Genomic DNA, 21,145 nt, shown 5'->3' on the forward strand with positions numbered 1-21,145 from the left:
AAAAATGCCATTCGTCAACATCCGCATCGTCAAGGAAGTGATATCAGCCGATCCGGCAGGCAAGAAGGCGGACATCGCTAAAAAGGTGACGGCGGCCATCATGGACGCCACCGGGCTGAGCAACGACGATGTCTGGGTGGTTTTTGAAGAGGTCAACGCGCGCGATTGGTACGTTGGGAAGACTGATGTGGAGACGCTGCGAAAGGGCTAGCTCGAAGGTCTGGGGTGGCCGCCGCTCAACGCGAGCGGATAAACTCCGCGAAGGCATTCAGCGCATCATGCATCGCCTGCCGGTTCCCCGGCTCGTCGAGGATGCCCGCCACCTCCGGTGGCTTCTTGCCGAGCAGGGCAATCTCCAGCACGGCGTCGCAAAGTGCGAACGACATGGTGCGCATGATCTCGGCCAGTGCGGCGCGGGCGAACAGCGAGCGCGGCGAGGCGTGTGCCAGCATGGCGGGCTTGGCGACAGCGGCATCGCGCGAGACCAGCCAGTCGAGGGCGTTCTTCAGCCCGCCCGGCACGCCATGGGCATATTCCGGACAGGAAACGATCAGGCCGTCGGCTCGGCTGACGGCATCGATCAGCTTGGAGGCTTCGAGCGGTGTCCGCTCGCCTTCATCGTCGGGATTGAAGATCGGTAGACGGCCGAGCCCGTCACGGATGGTGACGCGGCAGCCGGACGGCGCTTCGCGCGCCAGTGCGGCGATCAGCGCCGAATTTGTGGAGGCCGCGCGCAGGCTGCCGGAAATGGCAAGGATGTTCAGCAAGGTATGGAATCAGTCCAGACGCGAATCGCGTTCGGAAACCTACCACATCGTCTTCCTGTATTCCTCGTCGAGCCAGCGATCGGTCGCCTCGGCGGAATCGGCAACCGCCAGCTGATCGCGCATGATCTGGCCGAGCGTCGGCAGCGTCGCGCGGTCGTACCAGGTTTCCGGCTTCCACAAATCCGAGCGCATGAAGGCTTTTGCGCAGTGCATATAGGCGGCCTTGACGCTGACCACGACGACGCTTTGCGGCTCCCTGCCGTCGACGGCGAGCCGTTCGCGCAAATTTGCGTCGACGGTGATGCGGGCATCGCCGTTGACGCGCAGCGTCTCGTTCATGCCGGGAATGAGGAAGAGCAGCCCGACCGAGGGATTGAGGAGGATGTTCTCCAGCGTGTCGAGCCGGTTGTTGCCGGGCCGGTCGGGAATGGCGATGGTGGTGTGGTCGAGAACGGTGGCAAAGCCCGGCTTATCGCCCTTTGGCGTCACGTCGGCGTTGCCGGCACCGTCGGACGAGCCTATCAGCACGAACGGGCTCTTGCCGATGAAGGAGCGGCAATGGCCGTCAAGTTTTTTCAGCTCCTTGCGGATAGAACCGTCGGTCGGCCGTGGCGTCTTGTAGATCGTCCTCAACTGGTCGTGCGTGGTGATGAATTCCATGTCCCTCTCCCCAGAACGGTTCATTGTCTCACGAACGCAGAACCGCTGTTTCCCTTTGTTTTGACGCAGCTCCGGACACTTTTCCTGGAGTTGCTCTATTTCCCGGCCTTTTCCTCTTTGCCGGCCTTGTCCTCGAGTGAATGACGCAGGATCAGCGGCATCTGGCTGAAGGTGAACAGAAGCGTGATCGGCATGATGCCCCAGACCTTGAAAGTAACCCAGGCGTCGGTGGAAAAATTGCGCCACACCACCTCATTGACGATGGCCAGGAACAGGAAGAACAGGCCCCAGCGGAAGGTCAGTTTCCGCCAGCCATCTGCGTCGAGGCTGAAGGCTGAATCGAAGACATAGCCAAGCAGCGACTTGCCGAAGTAGAGGCCGCCGAGCAGCACGCCGCCGAACAGCGTGTTGACGATGGTCGGCTTCATCTTGATGAAGATGTCGTCCTGCAGATAGAGCGTCAGCGCGCCGAAGATGAAGACGACGACGCCCGACACCATCGGCATGATCGGCAAGGTGCGGGTGAGCAGCCACGAGGCGATCAGCGCGATTGCCGTGGCGGCCATGAACAGCCCGGTGGCGACGAAGATCGGCCCGCCGAACTCGGCCAGAACAGGGAATTTCTGCACCAGCCATCCGCTGCGCGCATTGGCGAAGAAGAACACCATCAACGGCCCAAGCTCCAGCACCAGCTTGAGCAGCGGATTGACGCCTTCCTTCTTCTGCTTCTGCGGGTCCGACGGATCGCGTTCGAGAATGGGTGGGTTCATGGAATCTCTTTCTTGCGCATGATCTGATCCAATAAGTCTGCGACTTTTTGGGACATGCTTGTTAAGCTACTCCAGCGATCGCCCTGGCGAATTCGCTTGCCGAGAAAGGTTCGAGGTCGTCGACCTGTTCGCCGACGCCGATGAAATAGACCGGCAATTTGTGCTTTGCCGCGATCGCCACCAGAATACCGCCGCGTGCCGTGCCGTCCAGCTTGGTCATCACCAGGCCGTTGACGCCGGCGATATTGCGGAAGATCTCGACCTGGTTGAGCGCGTTCTGGCCGGTGGTGGCGTCGACCGTCTGCAGCACGGTGTGCGGTGCTTCCGGATCGAGCTTGCCCAGCACGCGAACGATCTTTTCGAGCTCGGCCATCAGTTCGGTCTTGTTCTGCAGGCGGCCGGCGGTGTCGATGATCAGCACGTCGGAACCGGCCTCCTTGGCCTTCTCGAAGGCGTCATAGGCGAGCCCCGCGGCATCGGCGCCGATCTTGGAGGCGATGACCGGCGATTTCGTCCGCTCGCCCCAGATCTTCAGCTGCTCGATCGCAGCGGCGCGGAAGGTGTCGCCGGCGGCGAGCATCACCGACAGGCCGCCATCGGTGAGCTTGGCGGCGAGCTTGCCGATCGTGGTGGTCTTGCCGGTGCCATTGACGCCGACCACCAGAATGACATGCGGCTTGTGCGAGAGATCGAGCTCCAGCGGCATGGCGACATGGGTCAGCACTTTTTCCACCTCGGCCGCCATGATGGCGCGGACCTCGGTGTCGGAAACGTCCTTGCCGTAGCGGCTGGCGGCCAGCGCGTCGGTAACGCGCAAGGCCGTCTCCATGCCGAGATCGGCACGGATCAGCACATCCTCAAGGTCCTGCAAAGTCTCTTCGTCCAGCTTGCGCTTGGTGAAGACGCCGGCAATGTTGCCGGTGAGCTCCTTGGAGGAGCGGGCAAGCCCGTCCTTCATGCGCTGGAACCAGGAGCGCCTCGGTGCCGGTTCGGGCGCCTTCCGCGGCTCGGCCTTCTGCTGGACCTTTTTGGTGACGGTCACCTTGCCGGGCGCGGCTTTCGGCTCCGGCGCGGGTTGTGGAAGAGACTGCGGCTCGGGCGCGATTTCCGCAATGACCGGCTGCGATTCGATCGGCGCAGGCTCGCGAATGGGAGGTGCGATTTCGGCGGCGGGCGCTTCGGCCACGAGAGCAGCCGGCATGGCTTCCACGGGTGGCGCCGAATCTTTCGCAAGTTCGTGCTGCCCCTCACCCCGTGAAGGACGGGGAGAGGGGGGCGTCAGCGTTGAGGCTTCGTCTTCGATGTTTGCGAGAGGAGACGCAGCTTCACCGCTAGCCCCCTTCTCCCCGTCTCTATACGGGGAGAAGGTGCCGGCAGGCGGATGAGGGGCGGTGCCGGCCTCTGAAGACGGCTGAAGAGGGGACGGCGCCGGTGTCGGCACCTCGATCGGCGCTGGTGTTTCTGCCGGAACCTCGACAGGCGTCGGCACTTCGACCGGGGCCGGCTCCGGCTGCTTTTCCGGCCGCGACGGGACGATCTCCGGCTCGGCCGGCGCCGGAGCAGGGACTTCTTGCGGCTGCGGTTCGGGAGCAGGCTCCGGAACGGCGGGAGGGGTTGGTATCTCCTCGGGCGCCGGCGGCTCGGCTGGCGTCTCGGGCGCCGGTTCTTCTTCCGGCTCGGGCTCCGGCAGAGGCTCCGGCTCGGGCGCCGGTTCCTCGACAGGCGCCGGTTCCGGCGCAGGAATTACCTCCGGCTCGACCGTCGGCGTCGTTTCTGCCTCCGGCCGCGGCTCTTCGCGCTTCAAGAACTCCGGAACGACCTGTTCGGCCGCCGGCTTCAGCGCATCGAGTGCTTCCCATTTGATCGGCGGCAGCGGGGCGGTCTCGTCGATCCGCTCCTCGACAACCTCTTTCTTGCCGAACGAAAATATCTTCTTGAAAAAACCAGCCATGCTTTGCGTTCTCAGGCGGCGCGGGCGGCAAGGGGCGCCGCGATCAGCCTGCTACCATCGTGGCCTGATATCTCAGCCTCGACGATCTCACCCGGTGCGCCCGTGCCGAGTGCGGCAAGCGTAAAACCCTCGGTGCGGCCAAGGCCGTCGCGCTCGATCAGGATCGACTGGCGCGTTCCGGTGAGCGACGACAGATGCCTGAAATAGGCAGCTTCACCGGCGGCACGCAGCCGGGCGGCGCGCTGCTTGACGACCTCGCGGCGGAGCTGCGGCATGCGCGCGGCGGGCGTGCCTTCGCGTGGGCTGAAGGGGAAGACGTGGAGATGGGTCAGGCCACACTCCTCGACAATTTTTTCCGAGTTCTCGAACATTTCGTCGGTCTCGGTCGGGAAGCCGGCGATGATGTCGGCGCCAAAGACGATACCGGGGCGCAGCTTGCGCACATCCTCGCAGAAGCGGATCGACTGATCGCGTAGGTGCCTTCGCTTCATCCGCTTCAGGATCATGTCGTCGCCCGATTGCAGCGACAGATGCAGATGCGGCATCAGCCTGGGCTCGGTGGCGATGGCATCGAGCAAATCGTCGTCAGCTTCGATCGAATCGATCGACGACAGCCGCAGCCGCTTCACGTCGGGCACCTGTTTCAGGATTGTTTTCACCAGTTTGCCGAGCTTCGGCGCCCCCGGCAGATCGGCGCCGAATGATGTCATGTCGACGCCGGTCAGCACGATCTCGGCATAGCCGTTGCCGGCGAGCCGCTTGACCTGCTCGACCACGGCGCCCATCGGCACCGAGCGCGAATTGCCGCGGCCGTAGGGAATGATGCAGAAGGTGCAGCGGTGGTCGCAGCCGTTCTGCACCTGGACGATGGCGCGCGCCCGGCCCTCGATGGCGTCGACCATGTGGCCTGCGGTCTCACGCACCGAAAAGATATCGTTGACGCGCGCCTTCTCGGTGTCGTTGACGCCGAAATCCGGCAGCGCGCGATAGGAATTGGCGTTCAGCTTCTCTTCATTGCCAAGCACGAGATCGACCTCGTCCATGGCGGCGAATTTTTCAGGCTCGGTCTGCGCGGCGCAGCCGGTGACGATGATGCGTGCCCGTGGGTTGTCGCGGCGGGCCTTGCGGATCGCCTGCTTGGCCTGGCGCACTGCTTCGCCTGTCACGGCGCAGGTGTTGAAGATCAAAGCGCCGCCTTCCAGCGCGCCCAGACCGGCACTTTCGGCCTCGCGCCGCATCACCTGCGATTCATAGGTGTTGAGCCGGCAGCCGAAGGTGACGACATCGATGCCCTTGGACACCGGGCTCTTGGGCAGAGCGGACATCAGGCCGCGCTTTCGGTGTCGCGGGCCCATGTCCCGTTCGACGGGTCGAAGCTGCCGGAAAATTCCCATTCGGCGGCGCCGGTCAGCACCACATGGTCATCGTCGCGCCATTCGACATGCAGCGTACCGCCGCCTGGCGTCAACAGACCGACGCTGCGGCCGGTCCGGTTGGTGCGGGCCGCGGCCACCACGGCCGCGCAGGCGGCCGGTTTCGGGCGAAGTAACCTGAGCGATGGTGATGTTGGCGCGCTCGGGGAACATCGGATGGTTCTCGAGCAGCGGGCCGAAGCGGTCGAGCTCATAGGACCAGACGTCATTGTCGACCCAGAAGATGGCGTGCGGATTGCCCATCGAGACGACCGAGGGGGAATGCAGCACCGGCGCGTCGATCGGGCCGATCTGCAGCTCGATCATGCGGGTGTCGCGGAATTCCTCGGCCAGCGGGATATCCTGCCAGCCGAAGCGTGGCGTGCCCATATCGACCGAGATCGAGCCGTCGGCATGTTCGCGCGCATTGAGGATGCCCGCCACGGTTTCGAAGGTGAAGATCTTCTGGCCGGTCTCGGCGGCGAGCGCCTGGACGACGCAGCGCATGCCATTGCCGCAGGCCTGCGCGCCAGTTCCGTCGGAATTCAATATGTCGATGAAAAAGGCGGTGCCCGGCGTCCTTGCGTCGTGGATCGCCATGATCTGGTCGAAGCTGGTCGCGGCATCGGCGTTCAGCGCAATCGCCGCCGCCCCCGTCACTCGATCGGCACGGCCGCGCATATCGGCAACGATGATCTCGTTGCCGATGCCGTTCATCTTGGCGAAAGGGGCAGTGCTGGCCATTGCTCCGGAAATTCCGTGTCCGTTTGGCGCTATATGGCGGAAACGGGCAGGAATTACCAGTGCGCAGCCGCTTGGTCACGGCGAAAGCGCCGGACTCACGTGACGGCGAAAATGCCCAGCACCACCAGCAGGAAGATGATCAGAACGATGCCGATAAGGATGCGCGCGCCGGTGGCGGCAGCACCTGCCAGCGCCGGCATGCCGAGCAGGCTCGCCGCCGCGGCGACGATCAGGAGGATGATGATCCATTTGAGCATGGCGATGCCTCGCAACCCGACAGATTTTTCAACCGCATGAAAACGCTGTTGCCGCGCTGGGGTTCCGTCGAAACCGATGCGGATCAGGACGCTATGTGCTCCGGTACATTCCAGACCTCGCCCGGCCGCAAGGCGCGAAAGCGCTGCCGTGGGATGCCTTGATCGTCAAGCGCCTCGGTCAATTTGCGCGCCGGCTCGTCGATAGGCTCGTCAGTGAGCTGGAAAGTTCCCCAATGACAGCCGGCGGCATGGGCGGCATTGCACAGCGTCATGCCTTGCACCGCTTCCCAGGGGTTCTGGTGCTGCGGCGCCATGAACCAGCGCGGTTCATAGGCGCCGATCGGCAGGATGGCGAAGCGGAAACCGCCATGTTTGTCGGCCATCCGCCGGTAGTTGATGCCATTGTGAAAGCCGGTATCGCCGGCGAAATAGAGCTTGCTGTCAGGTGTTTCGACGACGAAGCCGGCCCAAAGCGCCATGCGCCGGTCGCGGGCGCCACGCGCCGACCAGTGATGCACCGGCTCGACATGGACGGCGGCGCCATCGCCGATCTCGACCCTGTCGCCCCAGTCATGCGCCGACAGTCGCATGCCGGGCACGGCGGCTTCGATGATGGCGTCGTTGCCGAGCGGAGTGAGCACCAGCGGGTCGTGGCCGGCCTTCAGCCGCTTCAACGTGGCGAGGTCGAGATGGTCATAGTGGTTGTGGCTGACCAGCACGAGGTCGATCGGCGGCAGGTCGGCAAAGGCGATGCCTGGCGCATTGATGCGTTTTGGTCCGGCGAAGGAAAGCGGCGACGCGCGCAGCGACCACACCGGATCGGTAAGAATGTTCAGACCGGCCGTCTGGACCAGCAAGGTGGAATGACCAACCATGGTCACTTCCAGCGCGGCGCCCTCGACCCGAGCCGTCGGTTTCGCCTGCGGAAAGGGGCTTGCATCGCTCGCCGGCCATTTCGAGCGCTGGCCATTCAACTGCCATTTCAGCAGGTCGGCGAAACGGCCGGGTGGCTGGCCGTCGGGATTGAAGAACAATGCGCCGTCGAAATGGTCGCTGGGCGGGCCGCTGTAATAGCGATTGGCGGCAGTCTTTCTCGCGGCCAATTTGTGGCTCCAGCAGGGTTTCGTTTTCCAGACATAGGCGCTAAGGCGGTTCGCGCAAGCGTCCACCGACGAAGTGTTGACCGGAATTCCCGAGCGATGCGCGACAAACGGTCAGCCGTCGCGATTGCGATAAATTTGCAACAATTCTTGCTGCAAACTGTATTTTAACCATATCGGGTTGAAATTTCGCCACCTTCTCCATCTTGGTGGGGGTGAGATTGTGCGGACGGCTTCCCCCCAGCCGGATCCGACGGAGGTTGGAATGACTTTTTCGAAAACCGGTCTGGTGGCCGTATCGCTGGCGGCCCTCGTTGCGAGTGGCTGTTCGACCTCACGTTTTTCCTCGATGGATGACCAGCAGCCGGCACCGCTGGAGGCCGCGCCCGCCGGCAAGGTGACGGCGAACCAACTGCCGCCGCCGGCATCGCCCGGCACCACCGACCCGTCGCAATTCCCGACCGCTCCGGCGAACACGCAGGTCGCCGCGCTGCCTGCGGACGGTTCGGCGCCGGCCGGCGCTTCGGACGTGACCGCCGCCAGCGTCGCCGGTGTCTGGAACGCCAGCGTTGCGGGCCAGAGCTGCAAGGTGGCGACACCGCAGACCAAATTCGGCGCCGGCTTCCGCGCCGGGCCGCTGCACTGCCCGGCACCGATGGACGGCGTCAAGTCGTGGAACGTCGCCGGCAAACAGCTGACGCTCTATGACGAGAGCGGCGGTGCGCTGGCGCGGCTCTATTCCTCGGGCGGATCGAAATTCGACGGCCAGACTTCCAACGGCCAGCCGATTTCGCTTACGAGATAGTTTTTGTTTTACGCAATTCCGGTTCCCGGAATCGCTCCAGAACGACGTGACCGATGCATCTGCGTGACGGCCTCCAGACCCATGCGACCGTCAGACAGCGCTACGACCATCTGGTGGAAACCGGTACGATCGACAGCGATCCGGCGCAGGAACGGATCGTTGCGGCACTCGACCGGCTGACCGATGAGATTTCGGCCAAGCGGCTGGCGCATAAGTCGAGCGCGCTGGGCTGGCTGTTCGCCCGCAAGCGCGAGACGCATGAGGCCGTCAAAGGCCTCTACATCCATGGCGGCGTCGGTCGCGGCAAGACCATGCTGATGGACATGTTCTTCGACTTGCTGCCGGTGCGGCGCAAGCGCCGCGTCCACTTCAACGACTTTATGGCCGACGTGCAGGACCGTATCCAGAAGCACCGGCAGGCGCGCAAGAATGGCGACGTCAGGGAAGACGATCCGATCCCGCCGGTGGCCAAGGCCCTTGCCGAGCAAGCCTGGGTGCTGTGCTTCGACGAGTTCTCGGTCACCGACATTGCCGACGCGATGATCCTGTCCAGGTTGTTTTCGGCGCTGTTTGCCAGCGGCGTGGTGCTGGTCGCCACCTCGAATGTGGCGCCGGAAAACCTCTACAGCGACGGGCTGAACCGCCAGCTTTTCCTGCCCTTCATCGGCATGCTGGAGCGGCACACACAGGTGCTGGCGCTCGATGCCGACAAAGACTACCGGCTGGAAAAGCTCGCCCGGACACCGGTCTATGTCACGCCGGCCGATGCGGCGGCGGACCAGCTACTCGACGAGGCCTGGCAAGCCATGACGCGGGGCGCGCCGACCGCCGAGACATCGATTGCCCTCAAAGGACGGCAGGTGATCGTGCCGCGTGCGGCGGGCGATGCGGCGCGGTTCTCCTTCGCCGATCTCTGCGAGAAGCCGCTTGGCGCGCGCGATTTCCTGGCGATCGCCGGGCGCTTCTCAACCATTTTCATCGACCACGTCCCGGTGCTCGGCGAAGGCAAGCGCAACGAGGCCAAGCGCTTCATCCTTCTGATCGACACGCTCTACGACCATCATGTGCGGCTGGTGATGAGCGCCGAAGCGCCGCCGCAAGCGCTTTATGCAGCCAAGCGCGGCGTCGAAGTCTTCGAGTTCGAGCGCACCGCATCGCGGCTGATCGAGATGCAAAGCCGCGACTGGCTGGAGGATTGGGCGCAGCGGCAGAAGGTGAAGCCGGCGCCAGATGCAAAGCAGGCGCAGGCCTGAATTTCCAGAGAATCCGTCGGTAGCGATCCTTCGTGTCCCCTCCCTCGGCAGGACAGAGGGGGCGCTGTCCCGCCGACGTCTACAACTCGAACCTCCTCGGCTACCCGCATCACAAGGGCGTCATCGCCCGCATCCGGCCTTACGATCTCCATCTTCATCGGCTACTTCTTCCCAAGTCGGCTTACAAACTTTGACGTTTACGTAAATCCCAAATGATCTAACCGATTGAAAATGCTGACACCAAAATAATCGTTTGAATTTTTTCTATGCTGGGGCTATTGGGTGCGGCGAAAATTCGCGGTTCCCCGCAGCATTCCGGCCTCTTCTTCGACGCCGCCATCAAGTCACCAGAGATTTGAGACGTCGTCACCGACAAAGGGAAAACATCCTCACATGGCACGCAACAAGATAGCGCTTATCGGCTCTGGCATGATCGGCGGCACGCTCGCTCACATGATCGGCCTCAAGGACCTCGGCGACGTGGTGCTGTTCGATATTGCCGAAGGTATCCCGCAGGGCAAGGGGCTCGATATCGCGCAGTCGTCGCCGGTCGATGGCTTCGACTCCAGGCTCACCGGCATCAACGACTATGCCGGCATCGAAGGGGCCGACGTCTGTATCGTCACCGCCGGCGTGCCGCGCAAGCCGGGCATGAGCCGCGACGACCTTTTGGGCATCAACCTCAAGGTCATGGAACAGGTCGGCGCCGGGCTGAAGAAGTATGCGCCGAAGGCCTTCGTCATCTGCATCACAAACCCGCTCGACGCCATGGTCTGGGCGCTGCAGAAGTTCTCAGGACTGCCCAACAGCCATGTCGTCGGCATGGCCGGCGTGCTCGACAGCGCGCGCTTCCGCTACTTCCTGGCGGAGGAGTTCAAGGTCTCGGTCGAGGACGTCACCGCGTTCGTGCTCGGCGGCCACGGCGATTCCATGGTGCCGATGATCCGCTATTCGACGGTATCGGGCATTCCGCTGCCCGATCTCATCAAGATGGGCTGGACCTCGAAGGAAAAGCTCGACCAGATCGTGCAGCGCACCCGCGACGGCGGCGCCGAGATCGTCGGCCTGCTCAAGACCGGTTCGGCCTATTACGCGCCGGCCGCTTCGGCGATCTCGATGGCTGAAGCCTATCTCAAGGACAAGAAGCGCGTGCTGCCCTGCGCGGCGTATCTCTCCGGCCAGTATGGCGTCAAGAACACCTATGTCGGCGTTCCCGTGGTGATCGGCGCCGGTGGCGTCGAACGCATCATCGAGATCGAGCTCAACAAGAGCGAGCAGAAGATGTTCGACTCCTCTGTGGCGACGGTGCAGGGTCTGACCGAGGCCTGCGTCAAGATCGCGCCGCAACTCGCCTCCAAATGAATCTCCAGTAAGTGAACATCCAGCAAGCAACCCGGAGACCATCCAGATGAACATCCATGAGTATCAGGGCAAGGCGCTGCTGAAGTCGTTCGGCGCACCGGTGGCCGAAGGCGTGCCGGTGTTCAAGGCTGATGAAGCGGAAGCCGCCGCCAAGGCGCTGCCGGGCCCGCTCTATGTGGTGAAGAGCCAGATCCATGCCGGCGGCCGCGGCAAGGGCAAATTCACCGAACTCAGCCCGGACGCCAAGGGCGGTGTGCGGTTGGCCACGTCGGTGGCCGATGTCGTTGCCAACGCCAACGAGATGCTGGGCAACACGCTGGTGACCAAGCAGACCGGCCCGGCCGGCAAGCAGGTCAACCGCCTCTACATCGAGGACGGCGCCGACATCGAACGCGAGCTCTATCTGTCGATCCTGGTCGACCGTTCGGTCGGCCGCATCGCCTTCGTCGTCTCGACCGAAGGCGGCATGGACATCGAGGCGGTCGCCCATGACACGCCCGAAAAGATCATCACCGTGGCCATCGACCCGGAAAAGGGCGTCACATCAGCCGATCTGAAGGCGCTCAACGGTGCGCTCAAGCTCGACGGCGATGCGGCCAAGGACGGCGATACGCTGTTCCCGATCCTCTACAAGGCCTTTGTCGAGAAGGACATGAGCCTGCTCGAAGTCAACCCGCTGATCGTCATGAAGAACGGCCGGCTGCGTGTGCTCGACGCGAAGGTGTCGTTCGACAACAATGCGCTGTTCCGTCACCCCGACGTGCTCGAACTGCGCGACACCACCGAAGAGGACGAGAAGGAAATCGAGGCGTCGAAATACGACCTCGCCTATGTCGCGCTCGACGGCAATATCGGCTGCATGGTCAACGGCGCCGGCCTCGCCATGGCGACGATGGACATCATCAAGCTCTATGGTGCCGAGCCCGCCAACTTCCTCGATGTCGGTGGCGGCGCATCCAAGGAAAAAGTCACGGCGGCGTTCAAGATCATCACCCGGGATCCGGCGGTCAAGGGTATCCTGATCAACATCTTCGGCGGCATCATGAAGTGCGACATCATTGCCGAGGGCGTCATTGCCGCGGTCAAGGAAGTCGGACTGGAAGTGCCGCTGGTGGTGCGTCTGGAAGGCACCAATGCCGAGCTTGGCAAGAAGATCATCAACGACAGCGGTCTCAACGTGGTGTCGGCCGATGATCTCGATGATGCTGCCAAGAAGATCGTGGCGGCGGTGAAGGGTTGAGCGGATGCCTCCGCGCAAGATAAACTTGGTCGAGGCGGCGGATCAAAAGATCAAGAAGGTCTTCGATCCGCATATCGCCGGCGACGTCAACGACAGCCAGGCGAAGGTCGCCAAGTTCGGCGAGGTCTTCGATTGGCACGCGCATGACAATGAGGACGAAGCCTTCCTCGTGCTGCGCGGGCGCATCGCCATCGATTTCCCTGACGGTCCGGTCGAGCTCGGCGAGGGCGACTTCATCGTCGTGCCGCGCGGTGTCGAACACCGTCCGCGCTCACTCACCACGGAGCCTGTCGTGCTGATGTTCGAACCGGCCACGACGCTCAACACCGGCAACGCCAAGAGCGACCTCACGGTCGCTGACCTGAAGCGGCTCTGACCATGTTTTCCTCGATCAACGGTTTTTAGAAAAGGGCTCCCATGTCCATTCTCGTCGACAAGAACACCAAGGTGCTGGTGCAGGGCCTGACCGGCAAGACCGGCACGTTTCACACCGAACAGGCGCTGGCTTATCACGGCACGAAAATGGTCGGCGGCATCCACCCCAAGAAGGGTGGCGAGACGTGGACCGGCTCAAAGGGTGAAAACCTGCCGATCTTCGCCACGGTCGCCGAGGGCAAGGAAAAGACCGGTGCCAACGCTTCGGTCGTCTATGTGCCGCCGGCGGGCGCCGCCGAAGCCATTCTGGAAGCGATCGAGGCCGAGATCCCGCTGATCATCTGCATCACCGAAGGCATACCGGTGATGGACATGATCAGAGTCAAGGCGCGGCTCGACCGCTCGACCTCGCGGCTGATCGGCCCGAACTGCCCGGGTGTGCTCACCCCCAACGAATGCAAGATCGGCATCATGCCCGGAAACATCTTCCGCAAGGGCTCGGTCGGCGTTGTTTCGCGCTCGGGAACACTTACCTATGAAGCCGTGTTCCAGACCACCAATGTCGGCCTCGGCCAGACCACCGCCGTCGGCATTGGCGGCGACCCCGTCAAGGGCACCGAGTTCATCGACGTGCTCGAGATGTTCCTCGCCGACGAGGAGACCAAGTCTATCATCATGATCGGCGAGATCGGCGGTTCGGCCGAGGAAGACGCCGCGCAGTTCCTCAAGGACGAAGCCAAGCGCGGCCGCAAAAAGCCGATGGCCGGCTTCATCGCCGGGCGCACGGCACCGGCCGGCCGCACCATGGGCCACGCCGGCGCGGTCATCTCCGGCGGCAAGGGCGGCGCCGAAGACAAGATCGCGGCGATGGAATCCGCCGGCATCAAGGTATCGCCCTCGCCGGCAAGGCTGGGCACGACCTTGGTCGAGGCGATCAAAGGTTAAGGGAATAGGGGAGTAAGGGAGTAGGGCAGTAGGGAAAATAGCAGCGGCAAAAAGCGCTACTCCCCTATTCCCTTATTCCCCTACTCCCTCCAAAAACAGGAGACGGAGCCGGGCTCCGCGGACAAAAATGGCAAGACAAGATCAGGCCAACGACCAATTTTCGCTCACCTCTTTCCTTTACGGCGGCAACGCCGATTACATCGACGCGCTATACGCCGCCTATGAGGGCGATCCAGCCTCGGTCAATCCCGAATGGCAGGAGTTCTTTGCCGGGCTGAAGGACGATGCCGGCGATGTGCGCAGGAATGCCAAGGGCGCCTCCTGGGCCAAGCCCTCCTGGCCGCTGCAGGCCAATGGCGAACTGGTGTCGGCGCTCGACGGCAATTGGGGTATCGTCGAGAAGACGATCGAAAAGAAAGTCAAGGACAAGGCGGTCACCAACGGCGTCGTCCTGTCCGACGCCGACGTGCATCAGGCGACGCGCGATTCGGTGCGCGCCATCATGATGATCCGCGCCTACCGCATGCGGGGCCATCTGCACGCCAATCTCGATCCGCTCGGCATCGCCAAGCCGCTCGAGGATTACAACGAGCTGTCGCCGGAGAACTATGGCTTCACCGAAGCCGACTATGACCGGCCGATCTTCCTCGACAATGTGCTCGGGCTCGAATTCGGCACCATCCGGCAGATGCTGGAAATCCTGACGCGCACCTATTGCTCGACGCTCGGCGTCGAGTTCATGCATATTTCCGACCCCGAGGAAAAGGCCTGGATCCAGGCCCGCATCGAAGGTGCCGACAAGGAGATCACCTTCACCGCCACCGGCAAGAAGGCGATCCTGCAGAAGCTGGTCGAGGCCGAAGGTTTTGAGCAGTTCATCGACGTCAAGTACAAGGGCACCAAGCGCTTCGGCCTCGATGGCAGTGAAGCGCTGATCCCGGCGCTGGAGCAGATCGTCAAGCGCGGCGGCCAGCTCGGCATGAAGGAAATCGTGCTCGGCATGGCGCATCGCGGAAGGCTCAACGTGCTTTCCCAGGTGATGGCCAAGCCGCACCGCGCCATCTTCCATGAGTTCAAGGGCGGCTCGGCCGCACCCGACGAGGTCGAGGGTTCGGGGGACGTCAAGTACCATCTGGGCGCTTCGTCGGACCGCGAGTTCGACGGCAACAAGGTGCATCTGTCCCTGACCGCCAATCCTTCGCATCTGGAAATCGTCGATCCGGTGGTGATGGGCAAGGCGCGCGCCAAGCAGGATTACCTGTTCGGCCGCAGCCGCGAGGAGATCGTGCCGCTGGAAGAGCGCGCCAAGGTGCTGCCGCTCTTGCTGCATGGCGACGCCGCCTTCGCCGGCCAGGGCGTGATCGCCGAGATCCTCGGCCTGTCCGGCCTGCGCGGCCACCGCGTTGCCGGCACGCTGCATTTCATCATCAACAACCAGATCGGCTTCACCACCAATCCGCGCTTCTCGCGGTCGTCGCCCTATCCGTCCGACGTGGCCAAGATGATCGAGGCGCCGATCTTCCACGTCAACGGCGACGATCCGGAAGCCGTGGTGCATGCTACCAAGGTGGCCATCGAATTCCGCATGAAGTTCCACAAGCCCGTTGTGGTCGACATGTTCTGCTACCGCCGCTTCGGCCACAATGAGGGCGACGAACCGGCCTTCACCCAGCCGATCATGTATCGCAACATCCGCACCCACAAGACGACGGTGCAGATCTATGGCGACCGGCTGATCGCCGAGGGTCACCTCACCCAGGCCGAGCTAGACCAGCTCAAGGCCGACTGGCGGGCGCATCTGGAATCGGAGTGGGAAGTCGGCCAGCACTACAAGCCCAACAAGGCCGATTGGCTGGACGGTGCCTGGTCTGGCCTGCGCACCGCCGACAACCAGGACGAACAAAGGCGCGGCAAGACCGCCGTCCCGGTCAAGACACTGAAGGAAATCGGCAAGAAGCTGACCGAGGTGCCGAAGGATTTCGAGGCGCACAAGACGATCATCCGCTTCCTCGAAAACCGCCGTCAGGCGATCGAGTCGGGCGAAGGCATCGACTGGTCGACGGCCGAGGCGCTGGCCTTCGGCGCCATACTGCTCGACGGCAATCCGATCCGCCTGTCGGGGCAGGATTCCGAACGCGGCACCTTCTCGCAGCGCCATTCGGTCCTGTACGACCAGCGCGACGAGACCCGCTACATCCCGCTCAACAACCTGTCGGCGGCTCAAGCCGGCTACGAAGTCATCAACTCGATGCTGTCGGAAGAGGCGGTGCTGGGCTTCGAATATGGCTACAGCCTGGCCGAGCCCAAGGCGCTGACCTTGTGGGAAGCGCAGTTCGGCGATTTCGCCAACGGTGCCCAGGTGGTGTTCGACCAGTTCATCTCTTCGGGTGAACGCAAGTGGCTCAGAATGTCGGGCCTCGTCTGCCTGTTGCCGCATGGCTATGAAGGCCAGGGTCCGGAACACTCCTCGGCCCGGCTCGAACGCTTCCTGCAGCTTTGCGCCGAAGACAACATGCAAGTCGCCAACTGCACGACGCCGGCCAACTACTTCCACATATTGCGCCGGCAGCTGAAGCGCGACTTCCGCAAGCCGCTGATCCTGATGACGCCGAAGTCGCTACTGCGCCACAAGCGGGCGGTGTCGACTCTGCCGGAAATTTCGGGCGAAAGCTCGTTCCACCGATTGCTGTGGGACGATGCGCAGCTGCTTTCCGGCCAGGCGATCAAGCTCACCAAGGATTCGAAGATTCGCCGCGTCGTGCTGTGTTCGGGCAAGGTCTATTACGACCTCTATGAGGAGCGCGAGAAGCGCGGCATCAACGACATCTATCTGCTGCGCGTCGAACAGCTCTATCCGTTCCCGGCCAAGGCGCTGATCACCGAACTGTCGCGGTTCCGCAATGCCGAGATGGTGTGGTGCCAGGAGGAGCCCAAGAACATGGGCGCCTGGTCGTTCATCGACCCCTATCTGGAATGGGTGCTGGCGCATATCGACGCCAAGCATCAGCGGGTGCGCTACACCGGCCGTCCGGCCGCCGCCTCGCCGGCGACCGGACTGATGTCGAAGCATCTCGCGCAGCTCGCCGCCTTGCTCGAAGACGCGCTTGGTGAATAGAGAAGATCTGGGCGAACAACAGAACCGAAAGAAAACGGACAGGCACAATGGCTACCGAAATCCGCGTTCCCACTCTCGGCGAATCCGTCACTGAAGCGACCGTCGGCAAATGGTTCAAGAAGGTTGGCGATACAATCGCCGCCGATGAACCGCTGGTCGAGCTCGAGACCGACAAGGTGACGGTGGAGGTGCCTGCCGCCGCCGCCGGCACGCTGGGTGAGATCACCGTCAAGGAAGGTGAGACAGTCGGTGTCGGCGCGCTGCTGGGGTCGATTTCGGCAGGTGGCGCGGCCGCTGCACCAGCGACCAAGCCGCAAGCGGTGTCGCAGGCCTCGTCGCCGGATGCCGCATCGACCGGCAAGCAGGCCGCGGCCGAGACCGCCAAGATCGCCGGCGATGCCGGCCCGGTCGAGCCACGCACCATGCCACCGGCACCGGCCGCGGCGAAACTGATCGCCGAAAGCAATCTCTCGGTCGACCAGATCTCCGGTTCGGGAAAGCGTGGCCAGGTGCTGAAAGGCGACGTGCTCGACGCCATCTCCAAAGGCGCGCCGTCGCAGCCGGCAGAGACGCCGAAGGCGGCACCTGCACCGGTTGCCGTACGTGCGCCGTCCTCGGGCGACGATGCGTCGCGCGAGGAGCGCGTGCGCATGACCAAGCTGCGCCAGACCATCGCGCGCCGCCTCAAGGAAGCGCAGTCGACCGCCGCCATGCTGACCACCTTCAACGAGGTCGACATGTCTGCGGTGATGGCGCTGCGCACCAAATACAAGGACGTGTTCGAAAAGAAGCACGGCGTGAAGCTCGGCTTCATGGGCTTCTTCACCAAGGCGGTGACGCACGCGCTGAAGGAGATCCCCTCCGTCAACGCCGAGATCGACGCCACCGACATCATCTTCAAGAACTATGCCCATATCGGCGTCGCCGTCGGCACCGAAAAGGGCCTGGTTGTGCCGGTCGTGCGCAATGCCGACCAGATGTCGATCGCCGAGATCGAAAAGGACATCGGCCGCCTGGGCATCGCCGCGCGCGACGGCAAGCTGTCGGTGGCGGACATGCAGGGCGGCACCTTCACCATCTCCAACGGCGGCGTTTACGGGTCGCTGATGTCGACGCCGATCCTCAATGCGCCGCAGTCGGGCATTCTGGGCATGCACAAGATCCAGGACCGGCCCGTGGTGGTCGGCGGCCAGATCGTGATCCGGCCGATGATGTACCTGGCGCTCAGCTACGATCACCGCATCGTCGACGGCAAGGAAGCGGTGACCTTCCTGGTCCGCGTCAAGGAAAGCCTGGAGGATCCGGAACGGCTGGTGCTTGATCTCTAAGGCTGACGCGGTGGCTGAATCTGTCGAGCCAATCGATCTGTTCGAGCTTGTTACGACAGGCCGGGCGGGTCCGATTGAACTCGGAAAAAGCAGCCGTGAAACGGTGCGAGGCTTGATCGATCCGGAGGATGTGCGGGCGGACAATCATTATCGCCACGAGGACGCGGAGTCAGCGTGGTGCATCTATGGTAGAAATTGCGAGTTCTTCTTCAGTCCCGATTTTCATCTGAGGTCGATTAGCGTCGAGCCTGTCTTCGGAAGATTGCAATCGGGTGGAACGATGGCGACTTGGTATGGCCATCTGGACGTCGATTTGGGGCGGCATCCTGTGATTTTTGCAGGCACAAAGCCCATAGCCATACATACCTTGCCCAAGGCATTGCAGTTCCTGAACAAGAGCGAATTCAAGTGGGCAATCAGCGGCGGTCGTGAGCGCGACGTTTATATTGAGCTGGCGGAGAGTTCTCGCATCTTGACCCTCAAATACGAGGTTAATGCGGTTCCGGTCGACAGGAATGAAAACGTTGCGTTCGAGGTAGATTATTTTCTTTCGACGGTCTTCATCCTCGATCAAGCTGTTCAAGGCGGATAGCAGTGACGATCCGTTCTTTCTTGTCCGAAAGCCTGTCTACCGCATCGATAGCGGTCGGTGCGGCGATGATCCCGGCGGCAGCTTATGCCGCCTGCCCGATCGAACTCGCCGTCTATGGAGACGCCCAGGGCGGCAGCGAGATCGATTTCACGCCGACCGGCACCTCGGCGACCGTCACCAACAGCTTCCGCATGATCCTCGACAACAGTGTGGTGCTGAACGGCATCGTCATGTGGAACGAGGGCGTGTCGCGGCCGAACGGCGCGCTGATGTACAAATGCCCCGAGGGCGACGTCACCGGCGAGGAGCTTGCCGCCTGCACGCCCTGGCATGGCGTCATCTACACGGCGGATGACAAGGGCAACATCGGGCTGCTGCCGGCCGAAGGTGTCGAAGCGCCGAAGACGCTGATCCTGCCGGATCTCGGGCCAGCGTTGCGCCAATCCAGTGCCTATGGCGGCAGCGGGTTTTCGAAAGTGCCGGGGGATGTGTTTGCCTTGAAGGGATGCCAGGAATGAGCGGGACGCAAAAGGTGCTGCTGGTCACCGGCGGCAGCCGCGGCATCGGCGCGGCGATCTGCCGGTTTGGATCGAAGGCCGGCTACAGGGTCGCGGTCAACTACGCTGCGAATCAGGACGCCGCCGATGCACTGGTCGCGGAGATCGAGGCTGCCGGCGGCGAGGCTTTTGCGGTCAAGGGCGATGTCGGCAGCGAGGCCGATATCGTGGCCATGTTCGAGGCCGTCGACCGCGCCTATGGACGGCTCGATGCTTTCGTCAACAATGCCGGCATCGTCGACGTCAAGGCGCGCGTCGACGAGATGGACGTTTCGCGGCTGGAGCGCATGATGCGCGTCAATGTCGTCGGCTCGTTCCTCTGCGCCCGTGAGGCGGTCAAGCGCATGTCGACCCGCCATGGCGGGTCGGGCGGGTCCATCGTCAACATCTCGTCGGCGGCAGCGACATTGGGCTCGCCGGGCGAGTATGTCGATTATGCCGCCTCCAAGGGCGCCATCGACACCTTCACCATCGGGCTCGCCCGCGAGGTGGCGCTGGAAGCCATTCGCGTCAATGCGGTGCGCCCTGGCATCATCGACACGGATATCCACGCTTCCGGCGGGCAGCCGGACAGGGTGGAGCGGTTCCGCGACCTGCTGCCGATGAAAAGAGCCGGTACAGTGGATGAAGTCGCGGGCGCGGTTCTCTATCTTCTCTCCGACGCCGCGTCCTACACGACAGGCGCGATCCTGAATGTAAGCGGCGGCCGCTGAGCGCTCTCAATCAGATCGAGCATGATGTTATCCGAAAACCGCGTCACACGGCATCATGCTCAAACAGAAGGACAGTATCATGGCTTATGACGTCGTTATCATCGGATCGGGACCGGGCGGCTATGTCTGCGCCATCAAGGCGGCGCAGCTCGGGCTCAGGGTGGCGGTGGTCGAAAAGAACGCCACCTTCGGCGGCACCTGCCTCAACATCGGCTGCATCCCCTCCAAAGCGCTGCTCCATGCTTCCGAGATGTTCGCCGAGGCCGGCCATTCCTTCGACACGCTGGGCGTCGAGATATCGCCGCCGAAACTGAACCTGAAGAAGATGATGGCGCACAAGGACGCGACGGTGTCGTCGAATGTCAACGGCGTCGCCTTCCTGTTCAAGAAGAACAAGATCGACAGTTTTCGCGGCACCGGCAAGGTGGTCGCGGCCGGCAAGGTGTCGGTGACCGGCGAGGACGGCAAGGTCGAGGAGATCGAGACCAGGAACATCGTCATCGCCACCGGCTCGGACGTCGCCGGTATTCCCGGCGTCAAGGTCGACATCGACGAGAAGGTGATCGTGTCGTCGACCGGCGCATTGTCGCTGGAGAAAGTGCCAAGCCATCTGGTGGTGGTCGGCGGCGGTGTCATCGGGCTCGAACTCGGCTCGGTGTGGGCGCGGCTCGGCGCCAAGGTCACGGTGGTCGAATTCCTCGACACCATCCTCGGCGGCATGGACGGCGAGGTCTCCAAGCAGTTCCAGCGGCTGCTGAGCAAACAGGGTTTCGAGTTCAAGCTCGGCGCCAAGGTGACCGGCGTCGCCAAGGCCAAGAAGGGCGCTACCGTCACCTTCGAACCGGTCAAGGGCGGGGCGGCCGAGACGATCGAGGCCGATGCCGTGCTGATCGCCACCGGCCGCCGCGCCTATTCCGACAGTCTCGGCCTCGGGGAAGCCGGCGTCGAGGTCGACGAGCGCGGCCGGGTCAAGACCGATGGCCATCTTAAGACCAATGTCCCGGGCATCTATGCCATCGGCGATGTCATCGCCGGGCCGATGCTGGCACACAAGGCCGAGGACGAGGGCGTGGCGGTAGCGGAAACCATTGCCGGCCAGGCCGGCCACGTGAACTATGACGTCATTCCGAGCGTCGTCTACACGAGCCCGGAAATCGCCTCGGTCGGCAAGACCGAGGAAGAGCTGAAGAAGGCCGGCA

At 63.0% G+C, this 21,145-nt stretch carries 20 protein-coding genes and 1 pseudogene; 13 read left to right on the forward strand and 8 right to left on the reverse strand.

Features of this window, described 5'->3' with window-relative positions; translation table 11 throughout:
• Positions 1-4: 4 nt before the first annotated feature.
• Positions 5-211, forward strand: a complete 207-nt coding sequence (locus EOB49_RS23190; RefSeq protein ID WP_023811297.1) for a 4-oxalocrotonate tautomerase family protein — start codon at positions 5-7, stop codon at positions 209-211.
• A gap of 25 nt (positions 212-236) precedes the next feature.
• Here the strand turns inward: EOB49_RS23190 and EOB49_RS23195 are convergent, their stop codons facing one another.
• From EOB49_RS23195 to EOB49_RS23230, 8 genes and pseudogenes are all read right to left on the reverse strand, one after another.
• Positions 237-767: an NADPH-dependent FMN reductase gene (locus EOB49_RS23195; protein WP_127320936.1), complete on the reverse strand. Its 531-nt coding sequence runs from the start codon at positions 765-767 to the stop codon at positions 237-239.
• 39 nt (positions 768-806) lie between these two features.
• A complete protein-coding gene (locus tag EOB49_RS23200) occupies positions 807-1,427 on the reverse strand; it encodes a pyridoxamine 5'-phosphate oxidase family protein (RefSeq protein WP_127382334.1) in 621 nt (206 codons plus the stop codon).
• A 95-nt stretch (positions 1,428-1,522) separates the two neighbouring features.
• A complete protein-coding gene (locus EOB49_RS23205) occupies positions 1,523-2,197 on the reverse strand; it encodes a septation protein A (protein WP_127268190.1) in 675 nt (224 codons plus the stop codon).
• 61 nt (positions 2,198-2,258) lie between these two features.
• The gene (ftsY, locus tag EOB49_RS23210) at positions 2,259-4,148 is read right to left on the reverse strand and encodes a signal recognition particle-docking protein FtsY (RefSeq protein ID WP_127382335.1); all 1,890 of its coding nucleotides are present in this window, start codon (positions 4,146-4,148) and stop codon (positions 2,259-2,261) included.
• An 11-nt stretch (positions 4,149-4,159) separates the two neighbouring features.
• A complete protein-coding gene (gene mtaB, locus EOB49_RS23215) occupies positions 4,160-5,473 on the reverse strand; it encodes a tRNA (N(6)-L-threonylcarbamoyladenosine(37)-C(2))-methylthiotransferase MtaB (RefSeq protein ID WP_127382336.1) in 1,314 nt (437 codons plus the stop codon).
• Positions 5,473-6,304: pseudogene (gene dapF / locus EOB49_RS23220) on the reverse strand (diaminopimelate epimerase). Before dapF ends, mtaB begins: the two are co-directional and overlap by 1 nt.
• A 95-nt stretch (positions 6,305-6,399) precedes the next feature.
• Entirely contained in the window at positions 6,400-6,561 is a 162-nt protein-coding gene (locus EOB49_RS23225) for a DUF1328 family protein (protein ID WP_013528842.1), read from the reverse strand.
• An 83-nt stretch (positions 6,562-6,644) separates the two neighbouring features.
• Entirely contained in the window at positions 6,645-7,664 is a 1,020-nt protein-coding gene (locus EOB49_RS23230) for an MBL fold metallo-hydrolase (protein WP_127382337.1), read from the reverse strand.
• Between the two features lie 262 nt (positions 7,665-7,926).
• Here EOB49_RS23230 and EOB49_RS23235 point away from each other — a divergent pair, with 262 nt between their 5' ends.
• From EOB49_RS23235 to lpdA, 12 genes are all read left to right on the forward strand, one after another.
• Positions 7,927-8,466 carry a protease inhibitor Inh/omp19 family protein gene (locus EOB49_RS23235; RefSeq protein WP_127320577.1) on the forward strand — a complete coding sequence of 180 codons (540 nt, stop codon included), beginning with the start codon at positions 7,927-7,929 and terminating at the stop codon, positions 8,464-8,466.
• 53 nt (positions 8,467-8,519) lie between these two features.
• Positions 8,520-9,719 carry a cell division protein ZapE gene (gene zapE, locus EOB49_RS23240; RefSeq protein WP_127382338.1) on the forward strand — a complete coding sequence of 400 codons (1,200 nt, stop codon included), beginning with the start codon at positions 8,520-8,522 and terminating at the stop codon, positions 9,717-9,719.
• Between the two features lie 393 nt (positions 9,720-10,112).
• Positions 10,113-11,081, forward strand: coding sequence for a malate dehydrogenase (mdh, locus tag EOB49_RS23245; RefSeq protein WP_013528846.1), 969 nt, complete (start codon positions 10,113-10,115; stop codon positions 11,079-11,081).
• Positions 11,082-11,127: 46 nt separating this feature from the next.
• Positions 11,128-12,321: an ADP-forming succinate--CoA ligase subunit beta gene (gene sucC, locus EOB49_RS23250; RefSeq protein ID WP_127382339.1), complete on the forward strand. Its 1,194-nt coding sequence runs from the start codon at positions 11,128-11,130 to the stop codon at positions 12,319-12,321.
• A gap of 4 nt (positions 12,322-12,325) precedes the next feature.
• On the forward strand, positions 12,326-12,697 hold the full coding sequence (locus tag EOB49_RS23255; RefSeq protein WP_127382340.1) for a cupin domain-containing protein: 372 nt from the start codon (positions 12,326-12,328) through the stop codon (positions 12,695-12,697).
• A 41-nt stretch (positions 12,698-12,738) separates the two neighbouring features.
• Entirely contained in the window at positions 12,739-13,641 is a 903-nt protein-coding gene (sucD, locus tag EOB49_RS23260) for a succinate--CoA ligase subunit alpha (RefSeq protein WP_127382341.1), read from the forward strand.
• Between the two features lie 127 nt (positions 13,642-13,768).
• Entirely contained in the window at positions 13,769-16,756 is a 2,988-nt protein-coding gene (locus EOB49_RS23265; RefSeq protein WP_127382342.1) for a 2-oxoglutarate dehydrogenase E1 component, read from the forward strand.
• A 47-nt stretch (positions 16,757-16,803) separates the two neighbouring features.
• On the forward strand, positions 16,804-18,084 hold the full coding sequence (gene odhB / locus EOB49_RS23270) for a 2-oxoglutarate dehydrogenase complex dihydrolipoyllysine-residue succinyltransferase (protein WP_127382343.1): 1,281 nt from the start codon (positions 16,804-16,806) through the stop codon (positions 18,082-18,084).
• Between the two features lie 10 nt (positions 18,085-18,094).
• Positions 18,095-18,676, forward strand: coding sequence for a hypothetical protein (locus EOB49_RS23275; RefSeq protein ID WP_127382344.1), 582 nt, complete (start codon positions 18,095-18,097; stop codon positions 18,674-18,676).
• Positions 18,677-18,741: 65 nt separating this feature from the next.
• Entirely contained in the window at positions 18,742-19,194 is a 453-nt protein-coding gene (locus EOB49_RS23280) for a hypothetical protein (protein ID WP_245472802.1), read from the forward strand.
• A complete protein-coding gene (locus tag EOB49_RS23285; protein WP_127382346.1) occupies positions 19,191-19,946 on the forward strand; it encodes an SDR family oxidoreductase in 756 nt (251 codons plus the stop codon). Before EOB49_RS23280 ends, EOB49_RS23285 begins: the two co-directional genes overlap by 4 nt.
• Before the next feature lie 79 nt (positions 19,947-20,025).
• A partial coding sequence (lpdA, locus tag EOB49_RS23290) for a dihydrolipoyl dehydrogenase (RefSeq protein WP_245472800.1) occupies positions 20,026-21,145 on the forward strand: 1,120 nt, incomplete at its 3' end.

It is taken from the genome of Mesorhizobium sp. M7A.F.Ca.MR.148.00.0.0, assembly GCF_003997735.1.
Lineage (GTDB): Bacteria > Pseudomonadota > Alphaproteobacteria > Rhizobiales > Rhizobiaceae > Mesorhizobium.

What these genes read in the sequence shown, in the direction of transcription:
- EOB49_RS23190 (WP_023811297.1), top strand. Translation starts at nt 5, where the DNA reads ATGCCATTCGTCAACATCCGCATCGTCAAGGAAGTGATATCAGCCGAT.
- EOB49_RS23200 (WP_127382334.1), bottom strand. Translation starts at nt 1,427, where the DNA reads ATGGAATTCATCACCACGCACGACCAGTTGAGGACGATCTACAAGACG.
- EOB49_RS23205 (WP_127268190.1), bottom strand. Translation starts at nt 2,197, where the DNA reads ATGAACCCACCCATTCTCGAACGCGATCCGTCGGACCCGCAGAAGCAG.
- ftsY (WP_127382335.1), bottom strand. Translation starts at nt 4,148, where the DNA reads ATGGCTGGTTTTTTCAAGAAGATATTTTCGTTCGGCAAGAAAGAGGTT.
- mtaB (WP_127382336.1), bottom strand. Translation starts at nt 5,473, where the DNA reads ATGTCCGCTCTGCCCAAGAGCCCGGTGTCCAAGGGCATCGATGTCGTC.
- EOB49_RS23225 (WP_013528842.1), bottom strand. Translation starts at nt 6,561, where the DNA reads ATGCTCAAATGGATCATCATCCTCCTGATCGTCGCCGCGGCGGCGAGC.
- EOB49_RS23235 (WP_127320577.1), top strand. Translation starts at nt 7,927, where the DNA reads ATGACTTTTTCGAAAACCGGTCTGGTGGCCGTATCGCTGGCGGCCCTC.
- zapE (WP_127382338.1), top strand. Translation starts at nt 8,520, where the DNA reads ATGCATCTGCGTGACGGCCTCCAGACCCATGCGACCGTCAGACAGCGC.
- mdh (WP_013528846.1), top strand. Translation starts at nt 10,113, where the DNA reads ATGGCACGCAACAAGATAGCGCTTATCGGCTCTGGCATGATCGGCGGC.
- sucC (WP_127382339.1), top strand. Translation starts at nt 11,128, where the DNA reads ATGAACATCCATGAGTATCAGGGCAAGGCGCTGCTGAAGTCGTTCGGC.
- EOB49_RS23255 (WP_127382340.1), top strand. Translation starts at nt 12,326, where the DNA reads ATGCCTCCGCGCAAGATAAACTTGGTCGAGGCGGCGGATCAAAAGATC.
- sucD (WP_127382341.1), top strand. Translation starts at nt 12,739, where the DNA reads ATGTCCATTCTCGTCGACAAGAACACCAAGGTGCTGGTGCAGGGCCTG.
- EOB49_RS23265 (WP_127382342.1), top strand. Translation starts at nt 13,769, where the DNA reads ATGGCAAGACAAGATCAGGCCAACGACCAATTTTCGCTCACCTCTTTC.
- odhB (WP_127382343.1), top strand. Translation starts at nt 16,804, where the DNA reads ATGGCTACCGAAATCCGCGTTCCCACTCTCGGCGAATCCGTCACTGAA.
- EOB49_RS23280 (WP_245472802.1), top strand. Translation starts at nt 18,742, where the DNA reads ATGATCCCGGCGGCAGCTTATGCCGCCTGCCCGATCGAACTCGCCGTC.
- EOB49_RS23285 (WP_127382346.1), top strand. Translation starts at nt 19,191, where the DNA reads ATGAGCGGGACGCAAAAGGTGCTGCTGGTCACCGGCGGCAGCCGCGGC.